Consider the following 20962-nt stretch of genomic DNA (forward strand, 5'->3'; position numbering starts at 1 on the left):
TCTTGCTTATGGCATAATTCATCTGGCAAGAATGAAAATTCTTAAATTCTTAAATTCTTGACTTAAAGTTTTTTTTATCAAGAATTTAAGAATTAGAGAATTTTTTCACTCTCGTGACGATATGAATGGATGAGAATTACGGAAAAGTTGACGTTGTCAACTCTGGCTTCCTGAAATTCTTGCTTATGGCATAATTCATCTGGCAAGAATGAAAATTCTTAAATTCTTAAATTCTTGACTTAAAGTTTTTTTTATCAAGAATTTAAGAATTAGAGAATTTTTTCACTCTCGTGACGATATGAATGGATGAGAATTACGGAAAAGTTGACGTTGTCAACTCTGGCTTCCTGAAATTCTTGCTTATGGCGTAATTCATCAGGCAAGAATGAAAATTCTTAAATTCTTGACTTAAAGTTTTTTTTATCAAGAATTTAAGAATTATTCCCCAATAATCGTTGCGATGAGGTGACGGCTTCCGCCTCCCTCTCTGAATTCACAGAGGTAGATCCCCTGCCAGGTACCAAGATTCAATCTTCCATTGGTTATAGGAATGGTGAGCGATACCCCCACCATGCTCGATTTGGCATGCGCCGACATATCCGTAGGTCCTTCATCCTGGTGCAGGTATCTTGGGTCACCATCCGGAACCAGTCTTTCGAAGATACCCTTCAAATCATGTCTCACATCCGGGTCGAAGTTCTCGTTCAGCGACAATCCGCAACTGGTATGTCTTACGAAGAGATTCAGTATCCCCGTCTTAGGCAGCTCCGGCAAGTTCCTCATCACCTCATTGGTTACGAGGTGAAATCCGCGAGGAAGCGGGCGCAATGAAAATTCTACTTGCTGTATCATATTCTTCTTTTTCTTTATATTTCAATAGCCTGTATCTTTCTGATAATCAGAATGCAAAGATAATTATAATTTTATTATTATAATACTGTTATAATGCAAATATAGGAAAGTTTAACCATTTAAATGGCTATCTCTTCCTATCTCAATTCGGGCATTTCTTTTGCATTCTGGTATCCCCGAAAAAACTTCTTCTTTAGAAGAAGGGAAATCTTCTGAAAAAATAATCCCGAAAAAATTTGGTGGTTTCAGAATAATGATGTACTTTTGCAACCGAAATCAAGCATTAAGAGTTGCCCAGTTGTGGCACACCAACCGAGTTTCGCATAGAGATAACCACGGTGGTAAAAGAATGCGTAAGTGTTTAACAACTTAAAATAATTATCTTTATGAATCCAAATTCAGATTTAAAGAACAATGAGAATGTAATGGCAGCTAATGCCGAGTCATCAACTGTTGATGCAGGCTATGCCGAGTCAAGAATTTCAGAGTATGCAGCCCGCTTTGCTGCATACTGCGATGAGCGTTTAAAGCAGACCGTAGAGCATGAGCGCAAGGTTCGTGGGTGGGGCAGCGAGCGCAGTTACTTCCTTGCCGCCCTGCGGGGAGAGTGCGAGAAACGAGGCATTGATTACTGCTGGAAGTAGGGGAATGTTTCTCTGATATGAATCAAGCCCCATCTGTGTGAATCTGTGAATTGAAAATCGGCGGCCGAAGGGAAAGCCAAATCTGTGGGAGTTTATGACTTGAATTCCTCGATGAAGGGTTGCAGGTTTCCACCTCTTGGCGAGTTATGGTCTTCAAGGATGGCGAAGGCGATGAGCTTGTACTTGTCCTTGAACTCCTTCTCGTCAATGACTTCGTGAAACAGTCTTGCGATATGTTTCGGAGGATTGTGGAAGGCACCGCAACCGAATGCACCGAGCACGATGCTGTCGTGTCCGTTCAACAGACCGATACGCAGCATCGTCCTCATTTTGTTCTTCGTCAATGCGGCATCTTCTTCGCAGATGTTTCCATCTCTATCTAAATCAGGATGATTGATGGCAGCTACTGCCACGAACGACATATAATAAGGAGTATCGAGCAAGGCAAAGTCATCCTTGGCTCCAGCCCTGAACACGGTAGCGTCTGGCACATAGATGCCTCCGAATCTCACAGGCATGGGATATTGGAACTTGCTTTTCTCCAATCCGTAATCCTCGGCATATTCTGCATAGCGATACATCGAGAGAAAGAGGTTGGTGCTGCGGAAGAGGCTTTCTTCCTGTGCCCGGCTTCCGTTCTTCACGCCACCGCCCGGGTTGCGACGGCTTGCCAGGTTGAGAACCACGGGATTGTATCCTTCTTGCTGCAACAGATGACCGCAATGGATGCTGTCGTCATTCTTCACAATAATCTTGGTGGAACCTTCTGTAAGGCTAGGTACATTAGAAGCATCCAGTGGCTTGGTATAGAATCTGCTTCCCTTGAGCATCTTCGTATTGTCGAGCAGTTTCACTTCCTCCCCATTCTCCGAGGTGTAATGTCCCTCCAGTACAATATCTATAGTTTGCTGATACACGTCAGCCAGTTGTCTTCTGTCGTTTATCATGATTTCTTCTGTTTTAAGCTAAGTATCTTTAAATACTTCATTAATCTTCTGCCAATAAATCACAATACATGAGTCTGGTATTTCTTAATTATCTTAATCCAGATTTGCGTAACATTTCTCTCATTTTTATAACAAAGGGGTCTTTATTTCTATCCCTTTTCGATCTTGAAAGAAATGCTCTTTCGTTTGCTTCCATTTCCTCACGAAAGCGAATTGCATCTTCGCCATGTAAAGTAGGGATTACTTTTATTGCTGTTGCCATATTTATGTCCTCCTATTAATCAATTTATTATATGTGCTGCAAAAATACAAGTTTTCTTTGCATTCTCCAAACTTTTATATATAAAAAATGTGGTATTCTCGATATTTCTTTGTAAATTTGCCCACATATAAGAATGTAATTTTTTGTATATGAAGAAAATGAATTTGAAATTATGTAACAATAGTGACAATCTGTTGGCTGATGCTCAAAGCATAATAGATTTCGCACGACAAGAGGCTTTCCGCTCTATCAATATTACGATGGTTCAACGCAATTGGTTGCTTGGTAAACGTATTAGCGAGGAAATCTTGTTGGGGGAAAATCGTGCAGAATATGGGCATGAAGTCATAAAGAATCTTTCGAAGGAGCTTACTAGTATATATGGTAAGGGCTTTACTAAGAGTTATTTATATAACTTTACAAGATTCTATAAGACTTTCCCAAACATTTTCCAATCACCGATTGGAAAATCTGAGCTTCTTTCTTGGACACATTACTGTCAGCTTCTGGATATAGATGATGAGGCTGCTCGCAATTGGTATGCCCACGAGGCATTTGTGGAGACTTGGAGTGTGAGAACGCTTCGTCGAAACATTGCTTCGCAATATTATTACCGTCTATTGCAATCGCAGAATAAAATTGTAGTGGAGAATGAGATGAAAGAAATTACTGCTCCTATGCAAAAGGACAAATTGGAATTTATCAAGAATCCAGTAGTGGCAGAATTTTTGGGACTTGCACCTAATTCTGATTTTTCAGAGTCGCAGTTGGAAGGAAGTATCATTACTCATCTTCAGAAGTTCATCATGGAAATGGGTAAAGGTTATGCCTTTGTTGCTCGCCAACAGCATATTCATACTGATATGGGAGATTTCTATATAGACCTTGTGTTTTATAACTATATCTTGAAATGCTTTTTGTTGATTGACCTGAAGACTACCCAGATATCTCATCAAGATGTTGGGCAGATGGATATGTATGTCAGAATGTATGATGAGTTGAAAAGAACGGATGGTGATAATCCGACGATAGGCTTGATTTTGTGTTCGAAGACAAGTGAGGATATGGCAAAGTATTCTATCTTGAAGGAGAATAAGCAATTGTTTCAAGCTAAGTATTTGACTTATCTGCCAACCGAAGATCAGCTTCGACACGAAATAGAGCGGCAAAAAGAGATTTTTATGCAACAACAAGCCAATAAAGAGCAGGACTGATAATGTTGTAAATATAAAGATTCTCCTTTGATGCTTCAAGTAAAATTTACTCGATAAAAGATATTTTGAAGTATTAAGTTGCATATTTCATTTATTTTTTGTAACTTTGCCCTCGAAAGGGGAGAGGTTGCCGCAGGCGGCTGATCCCTTGTAACATAATGTTGAACAAATAAAATAGAATAATAAGAAACAGAAAGAATAAACTTTAGACATATAACATATTAATATACAAAGCGTTTACGATATTCGGAATACTCTCGAAATTTGGCGATTTAAAGACGTATTTCCTACATAGAATAAGTGAATGCCTGCGCTATAGCGTGGGCTGAACTTATCTGTAGGAATGGGCCACGCCAAATGCCCGAGAGTTAGATAAGGGAAGCCTACGCTTCTTTTGTGTCTATCTCTCGGGCATTGTGTGTTAGCCCATTCTCTGAATGAAGTTCAACGCTCATCTATAGCGGCAATATATCCTTTTTATAGATTCGTTATATAATACAGTGTAGCGCATGAGTTATGTACTCATGGGTTATACTCTTGTATTTATATGTGGGTATTTGTCACTTCAAAATAGTTAGTAACAAGGGAAATTAGTAATAGTTTCCCTAAAAACGTTGTGCAATATGCCCAAAAAAATTGCGTCTTTATTTTCTGGATGTGGAGGACTAGATTTAGGCTTTACTGGTGGATTTCATTTTGGAAGTCATTACTTCAAAAGATTAAATACAAAAATTGTTTTTGCAAACGACTTTGACCAGGATGCTTATATTTGCTATAATGCAAATCATTTATTGACGAGAGATGGTAGAGAAAGTATTTTGGCAGATATTCGTGATGTTGAAGTTTCTGAAATTCCAGATTTTGATATCCTGTTGGCAGGCTTTCCTTGCCAGCCTTTTTCAAATGCAGGTAACCGAAAAGGAGTAAATGACACTAGTGGTCGTGGAACTTTATTTGCTGAATGTGAACGTGTTATTAGAGGAAAAATCGATAATGGACATCGTCCTCAAGCTTTTGTCTTTGAAAATGTCCGTGGTATTTTGTCTTCTAAGATGGAAGATAATGTAACAACAGTACCGCAAGAAATCGAAAAGCGAATGAACTTATTAGGGTATGATGTTTCGATGCATTTAGTATGTGCTTCAGACTATGGAGTACCTCAAAAACGATATAGGGTTTTAATGGTTGGTATTGATAAGTCTTTAGGAATTCCTGCTTTTGATTTTGGTCTGATGAAAGAAATTGTGGAAGAATATGAAATACCTTCTGAGCATTTTGGAAAAAAAGAAGAATTGTTATTAGGGCGAATATTACAAAATATTAGTGATGTAGCAGATTCTGATGTTTGGCCTTATAGTCCTGGAACGCAGCATACCGTTGACTTGATTGGTGGATGCTCTCATGGGCTAGATGCTTTTAAATATTTTAAAGATGGATACCGCTATTCTGATTTACCGTCAATTTGCTTTGAAGGTAGATCGTGGAAGGATATTCCTTATGAACTTCTAACGGAACGTTTCAAAAAAATTGCTGATAATCCAAAGAAGTATCATGCACCAAAATTTTTCAGAAGATTTGCTTTTGGGGAAATTAATGGAACGATTACCGCTTCAGCTCAACCCGATAAATGTGGTATAACACATCCTGTAGAGAATAGAAGATATTCTGTTCGTGAATGTGCGAGAATTCAGTCTTTTCCGGATGATTATCTCTTTACTTCTATACCACTTCAATCTCGTTATAAAGTGATAGGAAATGCTGTTCCACCTGTACTTGCATGGGTATTGGGATATGCATTATTAAAAGTATTACCTAAGGATTAAGTATGAGATATTTTTCAAAAAAATCAGTATTAAAGGCATATGAATGCCTTTCTCGTTTGTCTGAAAATCCGAGTTTGCAAGGTGCTACTCAAAAAGTAAGTGCGATTAGGCATTTCTTGGCTTTGGATATGTTCTTTCGTACGCATAATAGAGATTGTGATACTCGTGATTTGGCAGATAAAAAAGAATTTGTTTCTTATGTAGGAAAGATATGTAGTGTATGTGAAGGAATGTACACTACTAATTTCTTCCATCCTTTAAAATCACATGCTGGAGATTATTGTGTTGGAAGTAATTTTTATTCTGCTGGACAAGTTAGTGCTTCTCTTGTAAATTCATCAGAAACATTTAGCTATCCCAAACGTGGTAATAAGCCTTTATTTTCAATTCGGAATGGGGTTTTGATACGTGATGAGGAGTATTATTCTAATTTGTCTGCATATGTTGAAAACAAAGAATTATATGTAGCTCTTATTATATGGATTTTAAGAGATGTCTCAATTCCCGATGGTGATAATTACGAGGCTATACTTGTTGCTTTACAGGATATTTTTACAGAAAAGTTAATTGATTTCATTTTGGCGGATAAGGAAAACTTTCTTGTTTGCTTAAATAAATATATTCTGAAGTTTGATTTAGAAGCTTGTAGTATATCTGCTGCTGATATCGATGAATTGTTTGTTGATAAAGAGATATCTTCAAAAAATAAAGATTCAATCAAATACAAGTACCGCCCTTATATCACAGCCATCAAGTCGAAGCCTTTCCTTCTCTTGGCTGGTATCTCTGGTACAGGTAAGAGTAGAATCGTTCGTGAATTGGCTCGTGCTTGTTGGGATGTTGATTCTCCCGAATATAAGGAGCATAAGCCTAAGAACTTTGAGATGGTACAGGTGAAGCCTAATTGGCATGACTCATCTGAACTTATTGGGTATGTAAGTCGAATTTATGGCGAACGTTATATTGTTGGACCATTTCTTCGATTTATGGTTAAGGCTATCCACGACCCAAAGCATCCTTATTTCTTATGTCTGGATGAGATGAATCTTGCTCCTGTAGAACAATACTTTGCTGAGTTCTTGAGTGTGATTGAAGGCAGACAAGTTGATGAAGATGGCGTTGTTGTAACGGATCCGATTGTTGATTATGAACAGACTGAAGCTTATAAAAATTTGATAGATCAACTCTTTGCAGATAATGACGAAGAAAGAAATCTATATTTAAAAGAAGAAGGTGGAAGGCGATTAACAATCCCCCAGAACCTCATTATCGTGGGAACCGTCAATATGGACGAAACAACCTTTTCTTTCTCCCGAAAAGTACTCGACAGAGCCATGACCATCGAAATGAATGAGGTGGATTTATATGGTGGATTAACTTCCCGACACGAACAGATAGGAAAACTCAACTTTGAAGACTTGGTAGGAGATAAGGTGGAAGGTGTTGACGTGTACCAGGAAAACCGGGAGGTTTGCAACCAGGCGATACAGTACTTGCAGAAAATCAATGCTGTATTGGAAGGTACACCTTTTAAAATTGCTTATCGAACCCGTAACGAATTCTTGCTCTATGTGGTCAATAATTTGCCTTATCGTAAAAACAGCCAAGGGCAGGAAATGTCGCAAAATGAAGTCGTGGTCCGTGCTTTGGATGAGATTACTTCTATGAAAATCCTCTCTAGAATAGAAGGCGATGAGGAGAAGGTAAAGGCGGAGTTGCTCGCTTCCTTGAAGGAAGTGGTTTCGAAGATGTTGCCCGAAAACATGAGAGATAGTTCTGTTTCTCTAGCTAAGTTGGATGAAATGGAAAAGAAACTTAGTTCTGGTTACACTAGTTTTTGGAGTTAACGGTAATGGAACTTTTAAGAATCAAACATCACGACTTTGTGATGACCATTGAATGCACCAAGTTTGATGCTGTTTGGGATAAAGCGAAGAGGAATGTGGGGGAAGACAAACTTACCTCCACATATTCCTGGTCGGATGGGGTTGAACAGGTGGAGCGGTATTTGAATGATCAATCCACTTCTGAGGTAATATTAAAAGATTCTTCTGCTCCTGCCATATTCTTTGATAATGCAGACTATCCGATATGGGTGGAGTTTAAGGAAAAGAATACCGCTAAGGTAGTAGATGCACATTTTGATTCCATCTTGCAGAATGAAAACGATAGGTTCAGTTTCCGGCATGGTATGTTGGCTGGCTTTCTGAATTTCGGCAATGAGATAGGACGTTCTGAAATCTGTTTTGATTATACTGTTAAGAGAAAGAAATCAGATAATGTATCTTCTGAACTCATCAAAAGAAAGTTTTCATTCTCCTTCGAGGTGTTGAGCTCTAAGCTGGATTATCATTCTCATTGGAAGAAAATCGTAGAGGATATTGAGCAAGAGTATCGGATGCTCTCGCTTGATTTCCTTAAACGTACCTATCATAGTTTTGCTCCTGATAAACAGGGAGAAACGCCAGAGATTATATGGTGGAGTATCTTTGCTGGTGAACAAAAGAAGTTCTTGGAGGCTTGTCGTCACATTATCGACCGGCCACGTCATCGCTTGCATGGCAGGGAAACTTATCTGCGGGCTGATAAGTTGCGGCGGATTCCGATGTCTCTTGAAAATGAAATAGCTGAGCATCGCAAAGAACCCGCTCATCTTTATCGTATCATCGAAAAGGTGGAGTCGAATGATACTCAGGAAAATCGATTTCTGAAATTTGCTTTATCGCAGATAACGGATAAGTATGCACTCTTAAAAACTCGTATAGAGCAGGTTAAGGAGGTTTCTGATGCTACTAAGCAAGAACTTCAGGCAACTTATGTTTCTCTGAATCGATTAAGGAAAAATCCTTTCTTCCGAACCGTTGGTCGTTTCAAGGGGTTGAATCAGGAAAGTATGGTTCTTCAGAAAGCTACGGGATATAGTCAGGTTTATCGGACTTGGAATTTGCTCCGTAAGGCTTACTCGCTGAACGAGGGTATCTATCGGTTGCAATCTAAGGACATCGCCACGCTTTATGAAATATGGTGTTTCATAGAGGTGAGTCACATCGTAAAAAAGGAGTTGAATCTGGATATGGATGATGTGGAACATCGCAACCGAATGGAGTTGAATGGTCTGTTTACCTGGGAGTTGGGTAAGGGAGAGCATTCTCGTATTCTCTTTCGAAAAGATGGGGTGGAACTTGCCGAATTGGTATATAATCCGAAAAGTACTGAGCAGACAAATGATAGTATAGGAATGCAGAATCTGATAGTACCAACAGTTCCCCAGAAGCCGGATATCGTGTTGCAACTTACCAAGAATGATCTGCAGAAAGATATGAAGATGACCTATCTCTTCGATGCGAAATATCGGATAGCCAGCAAGAATGCGAGTGGAGTAGATGTGCCGCCGGATGATGCCATCAATCAGATGCATCGTTATCGTGATGCCATTTATTATCGTGATTATGCTGAGGCTCCGTTAAAGAAGGAGGTGATTGGCGGATACATTCTTTTTCCTGGAGATGGTAAACCGGCGGAGGTGGAGGTGTCAAAGTTCTATCAAACTATTAAGGAGGTGAACATTGGTGCTTTTCCGCTTCGGCCGAACGATAGCGATAACAGAAAGTTGCTTGAAGGTTTTATCAGAGAACTGATAGAAACGAAGGCGAAGGATACTGTGCAACATGTGATTCCGCAGAAGGGAACTGTAATGGAAGTGGATAATCGGGTGTTGGTTGGTGTGGTTCGTCCGAGTCATCGGCGTGGATATGAAAAGAGTTTCTTGAATCAATCTGCCACCTTATATTATACGGGTGCCAAGTTCCCTTCAACCATCGCTTTGCAGGATCTTCATTATTTCGTGCCGTATATCAAGGGTAAGGGGATTCGTGATGTGTATGAGATTGTGAGAATGAGAACCATAACGGGTAAAGAGGCTAAGCAAGATGAAGGGGCTGATGCAACAGATGATTTGCGTTTAGCCTTTGAACTTCGTTTTTCTCGCCAACTGTATAAGGAATATCGTATGATTGATGTTTTGAAAATGACAGATCTCACGTTCTTGGATACGACATTTAGCGATATTGATGCCTATATTACATCGCGTATGTAGAAAAAGTTTTTCTATTTTATTGTCACATCTGCCACGCAGATTGTAAGTAATTGATACACAGAAAGAAATAGGTGGCAATAAGACGTATTCTTATTGTCACCTATTGCCACCTAATGCCACGCCTTATTCTTGCTTACTCTTCTGTAAACTTCTCTGAATCAAGAAGTTGCTTGATTTGCGGCATCAAAACAGGTATATCCTTCTCTATGATATTCCAAAGCTGTTTTGGTTTAATTGTATAGTATCCATGCACCAAAACATGCTACTTTTCTAGTTTATAAAGTAAAAAAGTATCTATCGATAGAAGGAAAAGGCACGCTAAGGCAATGCCCGCCTGTGCCCGAGGCGTTGGGCAAATTTGCCCAACTACCTTGGTCATCTTTACCCATCGTCACGGTCACTCGTACCCATCGTTTCGGTCATGCTTACCCGTGTACATGGGTATGGATGCTCATGTACGTGGGTAGAAAATGATGCGGATTTCTAGAATACGCAAGACAATGCAGAGAGCTGCTGCATAATGGTCTTTGCCATGCGGGCATGACCGGCATCGTTTGGATGGAGACGGTCGGTATCCGGCTTGTTGAACATCTGGGCACCAGCATCGTAAAGAGGGAAAAGACCGGAAAGGGAGTTGAGGTCGATGACCGGAACCGCCCAGACATTGCCTGTTTCCTTGATAGCTTTCACGTATTCATCGAAGAAGATGCCACGCGCATTCTCGTACATCTCGTCTGGCTGGATGTTCTTGTCACCACTGGTGAAGAGGGCACGGTGCACAGGAGTCATCACCACGATTTGCTTGGTAGGATACATCTGCTTCAACTTCGACATGGCGATGTTGATGCGGCCTTTCAAGGTATTCTTGTCCATACAGAAGTGGCGGTGGCGGCGCTGTACCATTTCGCTTGGCTTGTGGCGGGCTACTCTCACGCTGTCGAAAGTCTCCGTATACCATTCGCCTACAGGCACACCGTTGTTGTAATCGTTGGTACCCATGAAGATGAGGATGGCATCGAAATCATCGTCATGTTCTTGCTGGAGCTGGTCTGCCTGACGGGGGATGTCGTTCCACTGTCTGCCGCTCACGCCGTAAACATAAGGGGTGATGCCGAGCCATTCCTGCAGGAATCCCCAGTATTTCACCTTCGATGCCTTGATGTTAGGGTCGGTGATGGAGTCACCGAAGTAAGCCACCTTCTTTCCCTTCCAAGGATGCTGAAGGTTCTTGAAAGTCTTTTCTTTTTCTGCTATTTCCTTCTTGCTCATCGCCTTCTGGGCGAAGGCGGGTAGGGTTGGCATCGCCAGAGTGAGGGCAAGTGCCAGCGTCATGATTGTTTGTTTCTTCATAATTCGTTTGTTTTTATTCTTAATTCTGAGCGCAAAGGTACGTCAAAAATCTCAAACGGCGCAATATTTTTTGTTCAAATATCGGTCTATTTCTGCTTTTTTTTGTAATTTTGCAGCCGCAAATAGAAATGAATATATAAAACAGGTATATTAAGGATGACAGTCAGTTTGGGTAAATTGAGTAATTTGAGTGATTTGGCGCGCAAGCGAGTGGCGGTTGCGGCTTATTATTTTGTACCGGGAGTGGTGTTTGCCAGTTGGGCAAGCCGTATTCCGGATGTAAAACAGATGTTGCATCTGAGCAACGGACAGTTGGGAACTGTGCTTTTTGCCATCCCTATCGGCCAGCTTCTGATGATGGCTTTCTCGGGTATCCTGGTGAGTAGATTTGGCAGCAAGAAGATGCTGGTTCTGTCAGAACTGCTCTATGCCCTGGTTCTTTTCTGCATCGGTAGCAGTACTACGGTTTTTCATCTGATTTTGAGTCTTATTGCTTTCGGAATGATGGCGAATCTGATGAACATTGCCACCAATACGCAGGCATGTCTGATAGAGAAGATGTATGGGCGCAACATCATGTCGTCGTTTCATGGTCTGTGGAGTCTGGGCGGTTTTTCGGGTGGTATCATCGGTGCCATCTTTGCTAATACTTTGCTCCCGATAGATGTCCACTTTGGAACTATCCTGGCTCTGAGTATTCTCATTGTTGCTGTCGGTTTCCGCTTTCTGGTTAATGATGCCATGGCGAAGGCTGAAGAGGAGGATGTTCCGAAGTTCTCTTTCAAGACCATCGACCCGATTCTGTTCCTCTTGGGACTGATGGGATTTGCCGGCATGTTCTGTGAAGGTACCGTTTACGATTGGAGTAGCGTATATTTCTCATCAGTAGTAAAACTCGATGAGGCTTTTATCCGTGCGGGTTATGTGGCTGGTATGGGAGCGATGACGTTAGGTAGATTCATGGCTGATGGGTTTGTTACGAAATATGGACCATCCAGAGTCTTGAAGGTTTGTGGTGGTTTGATATTGGGTGGTTTGTGGATGGCTGCCGCCTTGCCTTATCTCATTCCTGCCACTTTGGGGTTCCTGCTGGTAGGTTTCGGTATCTCTTCGTCGGTTCCTATCTGTTACAGTATCGCCGGAAAGTTGGGAACCATCAAGGCGAGCATCGCCATTACCATCGTTTCGAGCATCAGTTTCTTCGGTTTCCTGGTAGGACCTCCAGTTATCGGATGGCTTGCTGAGGCTACCGGTCTCCGCATTGCCATCAGCATTGCCGTCTGCCTGGGTCTGATGATAGCGTTTGTTGCCGCAAAGGTAGGAAAGAGATTATCCTGAATAAGGAAACGGTTGATGTCTTCTAATGATATGATTGATGCCTTCTAATGATATGGTTGATGTCGTTTAAGGATATGATTGATGGCGTTCAAGGATATGACATAAGTCTTCCGAACAGTTACTTGAAGTCTTTCAGATATATTGAATAAGTCTTCAGGATATATTGTATAGTGAGCCGCACAACAGCTGATGTGCGCTTGCACAACAGGTGTTGTGCGAGCGTCGCTCAGTTGTTGTGCGGCTGTCGTTCAGGTGTTGTGCGCCTTTTTACATTCTATTCCTCTTTTGTGGAATTTATACTTCTTCGCAAACCACCATTTCTGTGCCTTTATACACCACTATGATTTTATGCAGCTGTGTGGTCTTGATGGAAGAAGTTACTACTTCACTTTCTGCATATCTATTCACCTGACTGATGGCTTCCTGTCTGAGTTGTTCCACATGCGCATCGGTATCTTTCGACTTGGCATACTTGAGCTCTACGATGTAGGAATGCAGCATATCGCTAAAGTTGTCAACCAATGGACAGAGGAAGATATCGGCATATCCTTCCTGTGTATCCTTTTCGGATATCGGGCGATAGAACTTGTTGTCGCAGGTCATGGCAAGCGTGAATCCATGTACGAAATATTCTCCCTTCTGGTGGTCTCTTTGGGATGAATATTTATGCAGACTATCTGCGATGTATTCAAAATATGGCTTCCATTCTCCACAATATGCCAAGGCACTTTCCAGGTTTCCCTTTTCGTATGAGTCGTATTTCAGATCGTTCTCCTTGTATGTGTCAAGGAGATATCTGAACAACTGCTCCCGCACTACTTCATTTGGTATTACGAACTTGGTCTTTCCCTGATGAGTTCCGGCGATGGTAACCATGCCGAAGTAGTAAAGCAGACTCACGAAATTATCCGGGTCGCCTATCTGCTCGGCAGGGAAGCCTGTCTTGAGTTCACCAGCCACAAAACCATTCTCTACCAGTTGCTGGATGATAGAGGCATCGTGGGCAAACTCCTTGTCCTTGCGGATGAGCATACGGAGTTTATTGTAATCCAATCGGATATTTTCCTCTATCATATTCCTTGGCAGTTTTCCTCTATTTCTGATATAATTATCAATGAAATAGAGCACCATGTTAGAATTATACATGGTGGTTTCTCCGTAAGAAGCCTCTGCGAAGCAATAGTTGTCGTACCATGGCTTCATCAGTTCTATCAAATCATCCACGGTGTAGTTGTGGAGATTGAGGGTATCGGTATAGTAAGTGAGCATTTCGCGTACTTCTTCCTCCGTGAAACCTGTCATCTCGTTAAACTCGTATGCCAAGGAGTAGTTGGTACCGATGTTGAAACCGCTGGTCAAATCATCCATGGTAACAGGACTGACGCCGGTTACGAAGACTCGCTCCAGGGTAGAATCAGTAGCCGACTTGATGGTATCGAAGAACTTGCGTAGATAACCCGTGCCATGAGTTTCAGCCTGATAGCTGTTGAGGCAATCCGGTTCTGCCAGGATGGTATTCGTGAAATGATCATACTCATCGATGAATAGATACACCTTCTGTCCAGTCTTCTTGCATTCCTTGCAGAGATAGTCCAGCTGCTCAGCTGCACCGTCCTTCTTGTTCATTTCCTCCTTCAAATTGGCAGGCAGATAACGTGCATACACATCGCAGAAGTAGTTAAACTCGGTGTTGCAATGTGCATCAAGTCCCTTCTTATAATTCTCAAGATTGGCATCTACCACGGCAAAGTTGAGCGAGATAATCAGATAGGTATTGTGCTCAGGTGTTGGATTCTCGCCGATATACAATCCCCCAAACAGTTCCTCAAACCTATCAGCCATGTTGATGTCGTAATACTGTTTGAGCATGGAGAGGGTAAGGCTCTTGCCGAAACGGCGAGGGCGGATATAGAAGAAATACATGTTTGAATTTTCAATTTCTTCAATAAATGAGGTCTTGTCAACGTAATAACAATTCCTCTCTCTCACGGTAACGAAGTTCATCATTCCGTAAGGGATGCGCTTGCGATAAATGTATTCGCGTTTGGCAAATTTCTTCTTTGTGATATTACTATCCATGAGCGATTCTCCTTATGATTTATATTTTGTGGCAAAGTTAGCATAATTATTTGGAATAAGCAAGGAATATCGCTGATTTTTTGTTTGTTATTTAACTTGGAAACAAGAAAACCCCTAGACTTCGATGAAAAAGTCTAGGGGCTTTCTTATGCATAGGGAACTGTATTTCTTATATAAACAAACTTCCTATCTGGAAGACCAGAGCTGATACTACCCATGCCAGAAGCGTGGTGTAGCCGGCGGCAAAGCCTGCCCATTTCCAACTGCCCGTCTCGCCCTTAATGGCGGCAATGGTGGCGATGCAAGGGAAGTAGAGCAATACAAAGAGGAGGAAACAGTAGGCGGTGAGCGTAGCCTTCGATTCCGCCTCGGCATCGCTGTAACCGTAGGTCTTCTTCAAGTCAGAAGTCATCTGCTTCTTCAATACTTCGTATTTTCCGTCTTCATCGTTGTAATCCTGATCATCAGAGAAACTGTCGTTGTTGCTGTAGAGCACACCCATTGTTGAGGCAACAATCTCCTTGGCACCTACACCGGAAACCAGACCCACATCCAGTTTCCAGTCGAAACCCTGTGGGGTGAAGATAGGCTCGATGGTCTTACCGATTCTGCCGATATAGCTCTGCTCCTGCTGTGCCTGGTTGTCAAGTTCCTCATTATGAGGGAAGTAGCCCAAAGCCCAGACGATGATACTTGCCACAAGGATGATACCACCCATCTTCTTCAAGTACTGCTTACCCTTCTCCCAGGTATGTCGGCCTATCGCCTTCCAGGTAGGGAAGCGGTAAGGAGGCAACTCCATTACGAATGGGGTATCTTCGCCCTTCACCACGAAACTGGCAAAGATGCGGCTCAATATCACGGCTAGGAAGATGCCGATGAGATAGAGTGATACCATGATGAGCGAACGGTATTGGATGGCAAAGAACGTTCCGATGACCATGATGTAGATTGGCAGACGAGCCGAACAGCTCATCAATGGCAATATCAGCATCGTAATCAGACGGGAACGGTGACTCTCGATAGTTCTCGTTGCCATCACCGCAGGTACGTTACATCCGAATCCCATAATCAGCGGGATGAATGACTTGCCATGCAAGCCCATCTTGTGCATCAGCTTATCCATGATGAAGGCGGCACGAGCCATGTATCCCGAATCCTCCATATAAGAGATGAAAAAATACAGAATGAGAATCTGTGGCAGGAAGACGATGACCGCACCAACACCACCAATCACACCATCTACCAGCATATCCTTTACAGGTCCGTCCGGCATTGTGGTACTGATGAATTCTCCCAGCCATGCCACACCGTCTTCAATCCATCCCTTAGGTATCTCGCCCAGTACGAAGGTAGCTGAGAACATGATGAACAGCAGGAGAATGAAGATTGGGAAGCCCACATATTTGTTGGTCAGGATGCTGTCGATGAGGTGGGTTACCTGATAGGTATCCTTTGCCTTGCCCGGTTCATAGCCTGCTTCCTGCAATGCGCCATGAATAAAACCATATTTGGCATCCATGATGGCGGTTTCGCTATCCTCCAGGGTCTCTTCCTTCACACGCTTGGCTGCCTCGTCACGGGCTGCGAAGATCTCTTTAGAAGATTTCAGATGGCTTACGTATTCCTCTGCATGCTTATCATTCTCCAATAACTTGATGGAGAGATATCGGGTAGAGTAGCGCTGACGGATGGAATCATCTGCCTTCAGATACTTCTGGATATGCTCGATACCGTGCTCTATCTCATGTCCGTGGTTGATATGGATATGGCGATAGTGAGCGCTGGAATCTTCCTTGCCTTCGTAAAGTTCGATGATGGTCTCGAAGAGTTTGTCTACGCCTCGGCCATTGGTGAAGACGGTAGGAATCATCGAGATACCGAAGAGTTCGCCCAGTTTGTCGTAGTCGATGTTATCGCCACGCTTCTCGGTTTCATCAAACATGTTGAGGGCGCAGACCATGCGGATGTGCATGTCTATCAACTGGGTAGTGAGATAGAGGTTGCGCTCCAGATTGCTGGTATCGATGACATTGATGACGATATCCGGCGTATGCTCGATGAGCTGCTTGCGCACATAGAGTTCTTCCGGAGAATAGGCAGAAAGCGAATAGGTGCCCGGCAAATCTACTAGATTGAAGTGATAGCCGTTGAAATCGGCTTCACCTACTTTGGCATCTACAGTTACACCACTATAGTTGCCTACACGTTCGTGAGCACCCGATGCAAAGTTGAAGAGGGAAGTCTTACCACAGTTTGGGTTACCTACCAAAGCTACGTTGATGACGCGGTGGAGTCGTTCTGCTTCCTGCTCAGCCAAGGCTTCGTTGCTGGCATTGTCTTTTCTTTCAGCTACGAGCATTTTGTCGCCGAGTGCATTCTCATCGTTGTTTACAGTATCTGTTGCTTGTGAGTCAATTACCTGCTGGCGGTCTACTTCGTCAGCTTTATTCAGTTGGGCATCGTGCTTAGCCTCTTCGATGGAAACCACCTCGATATGGTCAGCTTCGCTATGACGGAGAGAAACTTCATAGCCCATGATTTTGTATTTTACAGGGTCCTGGAGTGGGGCGTTGAGAAGTACATCTACTTTTTTGCCCTTGATGAATCCCATCTCGATGACTCTCTTGCGGAAGCCACCGTGACCGGATACCTTGACGATAACGCCACTTTCACCTGTTTTAAGTTCTGATAATTTCATATATCTTTCCTTGTTTTAATCTTGTTCTTTTCCTTGAGCACGGCCTTATGGTCTGCTTTTTTTTCTTTTTGGCTGCAAAGTTACTAATAATTCTTTGCAACTTGATAGCAATGATGTAGTTTTATAAAAAAAATACCTAGAAATGATGAGAGTATCATCAAATCTAGGTATTCTTATCATTATTTCTGATGACGTATGTTCTTATACCTTATTATATATATAAGAGCATCATCATTTCTTGTGATTACAGGTTTCTGCCGTGGCAGTTCTTAAACTTCTTGCCGCTTCCGCATGGACATGGGTCGTTAGGACGTGGCATACGCTCAGCACGGTATGGAGTGCGGTTTACTTCTGCGCCCTCTCGGGTATCCTGGTTAGCAGCTGCCTCCTGTGCCTCACGCTCTGCATCCAGATCAACCTTGCTCTCTACATAGTTCTGCTGGGTGCGCTGCTCAGGAGCTGCCTCCTGAACTGGCTGCTCCTGCTCCATTACAGGAATCTGACCACGCATCAGAATGCTTGCAATACGGTCGTACATGTCATTGATCATGGCATCCCAAACCTTGGCACTCTCCAACTTGAAGATGAGGAGAGGATCCTTCTGCTCGTAGCTTGCATTCTGTACAGAGTGCTTCAGTTCGTCGAGTTTGCGGAGGTTCTCCTTCCAGTCGTCATCGATGATCTGGAGAACAACGCTCTTCTCAAACTCCTTCACTACGTTCTTAGCCTCGCTCTCGTATGCCTCCTTGAGGTTGCAAGGAATATTGTACATGCGCTTGCCGTCTGTGATAGGCACCATGATGCGCTCGTACATAGCACCCTGGTTTTCGTATACCTGCTTGATGATAGGCATTGCTGTAGCCTGGATGCGGTCTGTCTTACGCTTGAATGTAGCCATAGCCTCCTGGAAAGCACGCTCAGCCAAATCCTCACGTCTTCCGTTCTCATACTCATCCTCGTTGAATGGGATCTCCATTGCGAGAACTTTCAGGAACTCTTCCTTGGCACCGAAGAAGTCGTTGTTGTTAACGATGTTCAATACGCGGTCCCAGATGATGTTGGCAATATCCATACCGATGCGCTCACCCATGAGGGCGTGGCGACGTTTCTCGTAGATAACGGTACGCTGACGGTTCATCACGTCATCATACTCCAAGAGGTGTTTACGGATACCGAAGTTATTCTCCTCAACCTTACGCTGGGCACGCTCGATGCTCTTGCTGATCATTGGGCTCTCGATACGCTCACCATCCTCGAAACCGAGACGGTCCATTACCTTGGCGATACGCTCAGAAGCGAACAGACGCATCAGCTTATCCTCCAATGATACATAGAATACAGAAGAACCTGGGTCACCCTGACGACCGGCACGACCACGGAGCTGACGGTCTACACGACGGCTCTCATGACGCTCTGTACCGATGATGGCAAGACCACCTGCTTCCTTCACCTCTGGAGTCAGCTTGATATCGGTACCACGACCAGCCATGTTGGTAGCGATGGTTACGGCACCCTTACCGTTAACTGAGCGACCTGCCTCGGCTACAATCTGAGCCTCCTGCTGGTGCAGCTTAGCGTTCAATACATTATGAGGAATGTTGCGCATCTTCAACATCTTGCTCAACAACTCAGAAATCTCGACAGATGTTGTACCTACCAAGACTGGGCGACCTGCATTACGTGTCTCCTCGATTTCGTCGATAACTGCACGATACTTCTCGCGGGCTGTCTTGTATACACGGTCATCCAAGTCCTTACGCTGGATAGGGCGGTTGGTTGGAATCTCAACAACATCGAGTTTGTAGATATCCCAGAACTCACCAGATTCAGTACTTGCTGTACCGGTCATACCGGCGAGCTTGTGGTACATACGGAAGTAGTTCTGAAGTGTGATGGTAGCGAAGGTCTGTGTAGCAGCCTCTACCTTTACATGCTCCTTAGCCTCAATAGCCTGGTGCAAACCATCGCTCCAGCGACGGCCTTCCATGATACGTCCTGTCTGCTCATCCACAATCTTCACCTGTCCGTCCATTACGACATACTCGTCGTTGTTATTAAACATGGTGTATGCTTTCAAGAGCTGCTGCAAGGTGTGAACACGCTCGCTCTGTACACCATAGTGAGCCAGCATCTCGTCTTTCTTGTCAAGACGCTCCTGGTCTGAAAGGTCTGTACGAGCCTCGAGTTCGCTCATTTCTGTTGTGATATCAGGCAATACGAAGAGTTCTTTATCGTTTACCTGCTTAGCCAACCAGTCTGTACCCTTATCGGTCAGGTCGGCAGAATTCAGTTTCTCGTCTACAACGAAGTACAATGGCTCAGTAGCCTTAGGCATCTCACGGTTGTTGTTTGCCATGTAGTACTCCTCAGTCTTCAGCAGACCAGCCTTGATACCTTCCTCAGAAAGATACTTGATCAATGGCTTGTTCTTAGGCAATGCCTTGTAAGAACGGAAGAGTGCGAGGAAACCTTCATCGAGGAGTTCCTGATTCTTAGCCTTTGTACCTTCGTTAATCTTCTGCTTAGCCTCGGCGAGCAATTCTGTAGCCTGCTTGCGCTGTACCTCGTAAAGTTTCTCAACCAATGGCTGATACTGCTCGAACATCTGGTCGTCGCCCTTTGGAATAGGACCGGAGATAATCAATGGGGTACGGGCATCATCAATCAACACAGAGTCGACCTCATCGACGATGGCGTAGTTGTGCTGGCGCTGTACCAAGTCGGCTGGGTTGGTAGCCATGTTATCACGAAGATAATCGAAACCGAACTCGTTGTTGGTACCGAAGGTGATATCTGCCAGGTATGCCTTGCGACGCTCGTCGGAATTAGGACGGTGCTTGTCGATACAATCTACAGAGAGACCGTGGAACATATAGAGAGGTCCCATCCACTCAGAGTCACGCTTAGCCAAATAGTCGTTCACGGTAACGACGTGAACACCATTACCTGTCAAGGCATTCAGGAAGATAGGAGTAGTACCTACGAGAGTCTTACCTTCACCGGTAGCCATCTCGGCAATCTTACCCTGATGGAGAACAACACCACCGAAGAGCTGTACATCGTAGTGAATCATTTCCCACTTCATATCATTACCGCCGGCTGTCCAGTGGTTGTGATAGATAGCCTTGTCGCCATCGATGGTAACGAAGTCGTTAGCTGGATTAGAAGCCAACTCGCGGTCGAAGTCGGTAGCAGTAACTATTGTTTCCTCGTTCTCAGCGAAACGGCGAGCAGTATCCTTTACGATAGCGAAAACCTGAGGCAAAACCTCGTTGAGGGCTTCCTCATACTTGTCGAGTGCTTCCTGCTCTAACTTGTCGATCTGGTTGAAGATACCTTCACGCTCATCGATAGGAGTGTCTTCAATTTTAGCCTTGAGTTCAGCAATCTTAGCTTTCTCTTCCTTGGCGTACTCCTGTACGTACTTCTGAAGTTCTTTTGTTTTTGCACGAAGTTCGTCATTGCTTAAGGCCTGCATCTTAGGATACTCTGCCTTGATCTTTTCTACGATTGGCTGGATCAACTTCATATCGCGAGTTGACTTGTTGCCAAACAATGACTGGAGAATTTTGTTAAAGTTCATTGTATATTTATTTTTTATTATTATTCGAAATATAGGAGTTAAAGGAGTTAAGGAGTTAAAGGAGTTAAGACAA

Annotated in this window: 14 protein-coding genes and 1 riboswitch; of the genes, 6 read left to right on the top strand and 8 right to left on the bottom strand. The window is 43.3% G+C overall.

Going from position 1 to position 20962, the window contains the following annotated elements; all coding sequences use genetic code 11:
• Positions 1-438: 438 nt before the first annotated feature.
• Entirely contained in the window at positions 439-852 is a 414-nt protein-coding gene (locus ACWJAO_RS02130) for a secondary thiamine-phosphate synthase enzyme YjbQ (protein WP_153118284.1), read from the bottom strand.
• 275 nt (positions 853-1127) lie between these two features.
• Positions 1128-1239, top strand: a riboswitch (SAM-I-IV-variant riboswitch).
• Here ACWJAO_RS02130 and ACWJAO_RS02135 point away from each other — a divergent pair.
• The gene (locus ACWJAO_RS02135; protein ID WP_449139106.1) at positions 1239-1496 is read left to right on the top strand and encodes a hypothetical protein; all 258 of its coding nucleotides are present in this window, start codon (positions 1239-1241) and stop codon (positions 1494-1496) included. It overlaps the preceding riboswitch by 1 nt.
• 92 nt (positions 1497-1588) lie before the next feature.
• Here the strand turns inward: ACWJAO_RS02135 and ACWJAO_RS02140 are convergent, their stop codons facing one another.
• Both ACWJAO_RS02140 and ACWJAO_RS02145 read right to left on the bottom strand, forming a co-directional pair.
• Entirely contained in the window at positions 1589-2443 is an 855-nt protein-coding gene (locus ACWJAO_RS02140; protein ID WP_449139107.1) for a TIGR02452 family protein, read from the bottom strand.
• A gap of 88 nt (positions 2444-2531) precedes the next feature.
• A complete protein-coding gene (locus tag ACWJAO_RS02145; protein ID WP_449139108.1) occupies positions 2532-2705 on the bottom strand; it encodes a hypothetical protein in 174 nt (57 codons plus the stop codon).
• Positions 2706-2854: 149 nt separating this feature from the next.
• Here ACWJAO_RS02145 and ACWJAO_RS02150 point away from each other — a divergent pair, with 149 nt between their 5' ends.
• The 4 genes from ACWJAO_RS02150 (at position 2855) to ACWJAO_RS02165 (ending at position 9838) form a co-directional block, all read left to right on the top strand.
• A complete protein-coding gene (locus ACWJAO_RS02150; protein WP_449139109.1) occupies positions 2855-3919 on the top strand; it encodes a PDDEXK nuclease domain-containing protein in 1065 nt (354 codons plus the stop codon).
• Between the two features lie 623 nt (positions 3920-4542).
• Positions 4543-5742 carry a DNA cytosine methyltransferase gene (locus ACWJAO_RS02155; protein ID WP_449139110.1) on the top strand — a complete coding sequence of 400 codons (1200 nt, stop codon included), beginning with the start codon at positions 4543-4545 and terminating at the stop codon, positions 5740-5742.
• 2 nt (positions 5743-5744) lie between these two features.
• Positions 5745-7589 carry an McrB family protein gene (locus tag ACWJAO_RS02160; RefSeq protein ID WP_449139111.1) on the top strand — a complete coding sequence of 615 codons (1845 nt, stop codon included), beginning with the start codon at positions 5745-5747 and terminating at the stop codon, positions 7587-7589.
• A gap of 5 nt (positions 7590-7594) precedes the next feature.
• Entirely contained in the window at positions 7595-9838 is a 2244-nt protein-coding gene (locus ACWJAO_RS02165) for a DUF2357 domain-containing protein (protein ID WP_449139112.1), read from the top strand.
• A 133-nt stretch (positions 9839-9971) separates the two neighbouring features.
• Here the strand turns inward: ACWJAO_RS02165 and ACWJAO_RS02170 are convergent, their stop codons facing one another.
• Together ACWJAO_RS02170 and ACWJAO_RS02175 are read right to left on the bottom strand one after the other, a co-directional pair.
• On the bottom strand, positions 9972-10091 hold the full coding sequence (locus ACWJAO_RS02170; protein ID WP_264909694.1) for a hypothetical protein: 120 nt from the start codon (positions 10089-10091) through the stop codon (positions 9972-9974).
• A 230-nt stretch (positions 10092-10321) separates the two neighbouring features.
• On the bottom strand, positions 10322-11188 hold the full coding sequence (locus tag ACWJAO_RS02175; RefSeq protein ID WP_449139113.1) for an SGNH/GDSL hydrolase family protein: 867 nt from the start codon (positions 11186-11188) through the stop codon (positions 10322-10324).
• 156 nt (positions 11189-11344) lie between these two features.
• Between ACWJAO_RS02175 and ACWJAO_RS02180 the strand changes: the two genes are divergently transcribed.
• Entirely contained in the window at positions 11345-12526 is a 1182-nt protein-coding gene (locus ACWJAO_RS02180) for an MFS transporter (RefSeq protein WP_449139114.1), read from the top strand.
• Between the two features lie 294 nt (positions 12527-12820).
• On the opposite strand, the gene ACWJAO_RS02185 is transcribed toward ACWJAO_RS02180, so the two are convergent.
• The 3 genes from ACWJAO_RS02185 to secA form a co-directional block, all read right to left on the bottom strand.
• A complete protein-coding gene (locus ACWJAO_RS02185) occupies positions 12821-14605 on the bottom strand; it encodes an AAA family ATPase (protein ID WP_449139115.1) in 1785 nt (594 codons plus the stop codon).
• A 169-nt stretch (positions 14606-14774) separates the two neighbouring features.
• Positions 14775-17306, bottom strand: coding sequence for a ferrous iron transport protein B (gene feoB / locus ACWJAO_RS02190; protein WP_449139116.1), 2532 nt, complete (start codon positions 17304-17306; stop codon positions 14775-14777).
• A 244-nt stretch (positions 17307-17550) separates the two neighbouring features.
• Entirely contained in the window at positions 17551-20889 is a 3339-nt protein-coding gene (gene secA / locus ACWJAO_RS02195) for a preprotein translocase subunit SecA (RefSeq protein ID WP_449139117.1), read from the bottom strand.
• Positions 20890-20962 lie beyond the last annotated feature (73 nt).

The organism is Segatella sp. (genome assembly GCF_977051555.1).

Excerpts from the sequence above, each read along its gene's own strand:
- ACWJAO_RS02135 (WP_449139106.1), top strand. The coding sequence starts at position 1,239 with ATGAATCCAAATTCAGATTTAAAGAACAATGAGAATGTAATGGCAGCT.
- ACWJAO_RS02155 (WP_449139110.1), top strand. The coding sequence starts at position 4,543 with ATGCCCAAAAAAATTGCGTCTTTATTTTCTGGATGTGGAGGACTAGAT.
- ACWJAO_RS02130 (WP_153118284.1), bottom strand. The coding sequence starts at position 852 with ATGATACAGCAAGTAGAATTTTCATTGCGCCCGCTTCCTCGCGGATTT.
- ACWJAO_RS02145 (WP_449139108.1), bottom strand. The coding sequence starts at position 2,705 with ATGGCAACAGCAATAAAAGTAATCCCTACTTTACATGGCGAAGATGCA.
- ACWJAO_RS02150 (WP_449139109.1), top strand. The coding sequence starts at position 2,855 with ATGAAGAAAATGAATTTGAAATTATGTAACAATAGTGACAATCTGTTG.
- ACWJAO_RS02140 (WP_449139107.1), bottom strand. The coding sequence starts at position 2,443 with ATGATAAACGACAGAAGACAACTGGCTGACGTGTATCAGCAAACTATA.
- ACWJAO_RS02175 (WP_449139113.1), bottom strand. The coding sequence starts at position 11,188 with ATGAAGAAACAAACAATCATGACGCTGGCACTTGCCCTCACTCTGGCG.
- feoB (WP_449139116.1), bottom strand. The coding sequence starts at position 17,306 with ATGAAATTATCAGAACTTAAAACAGGTGAAAGTGGCGTTATCGTCAAG.
- ACWJAO_RS02160 (WP_449139111.1), top strand. The coding sequence starts at position 5,745 with ATGAGATATTTTTCAAAAAAATCAGTATTAAAGGCATATGAATGCCTT.
- ACWJAO_RS02165 (WP_449139112.1), top strand. The coding sequence starts at position 7,595 with ATGGAACTTTTAAGAATCAAACATCACGACTTTGTGATGACCATTGAA.
- ACWJAO_RS02180 (WP_449139114.1), top strand. The coding sequence starts at position 11,345 with ATGACAGTCAGTTTGGGTAAATTGAGTAATTTGAGTGATTTGGCGCGC.
- secA (WP_449139117.1), bottom strand. The coding sequence starts at position 20,889 with ATGAACTTTAACAAAATTCTCCAGTCATTGTTTGGCAACAAGTCAACT.
- ACWJAO_RS02185 (WP_449139115.1), bottom strand. The coding sequence starts at position 14,605 with ATGGATAGTAATATCACAAAGAAGAAATTTGCCAAACGCGAATACATT.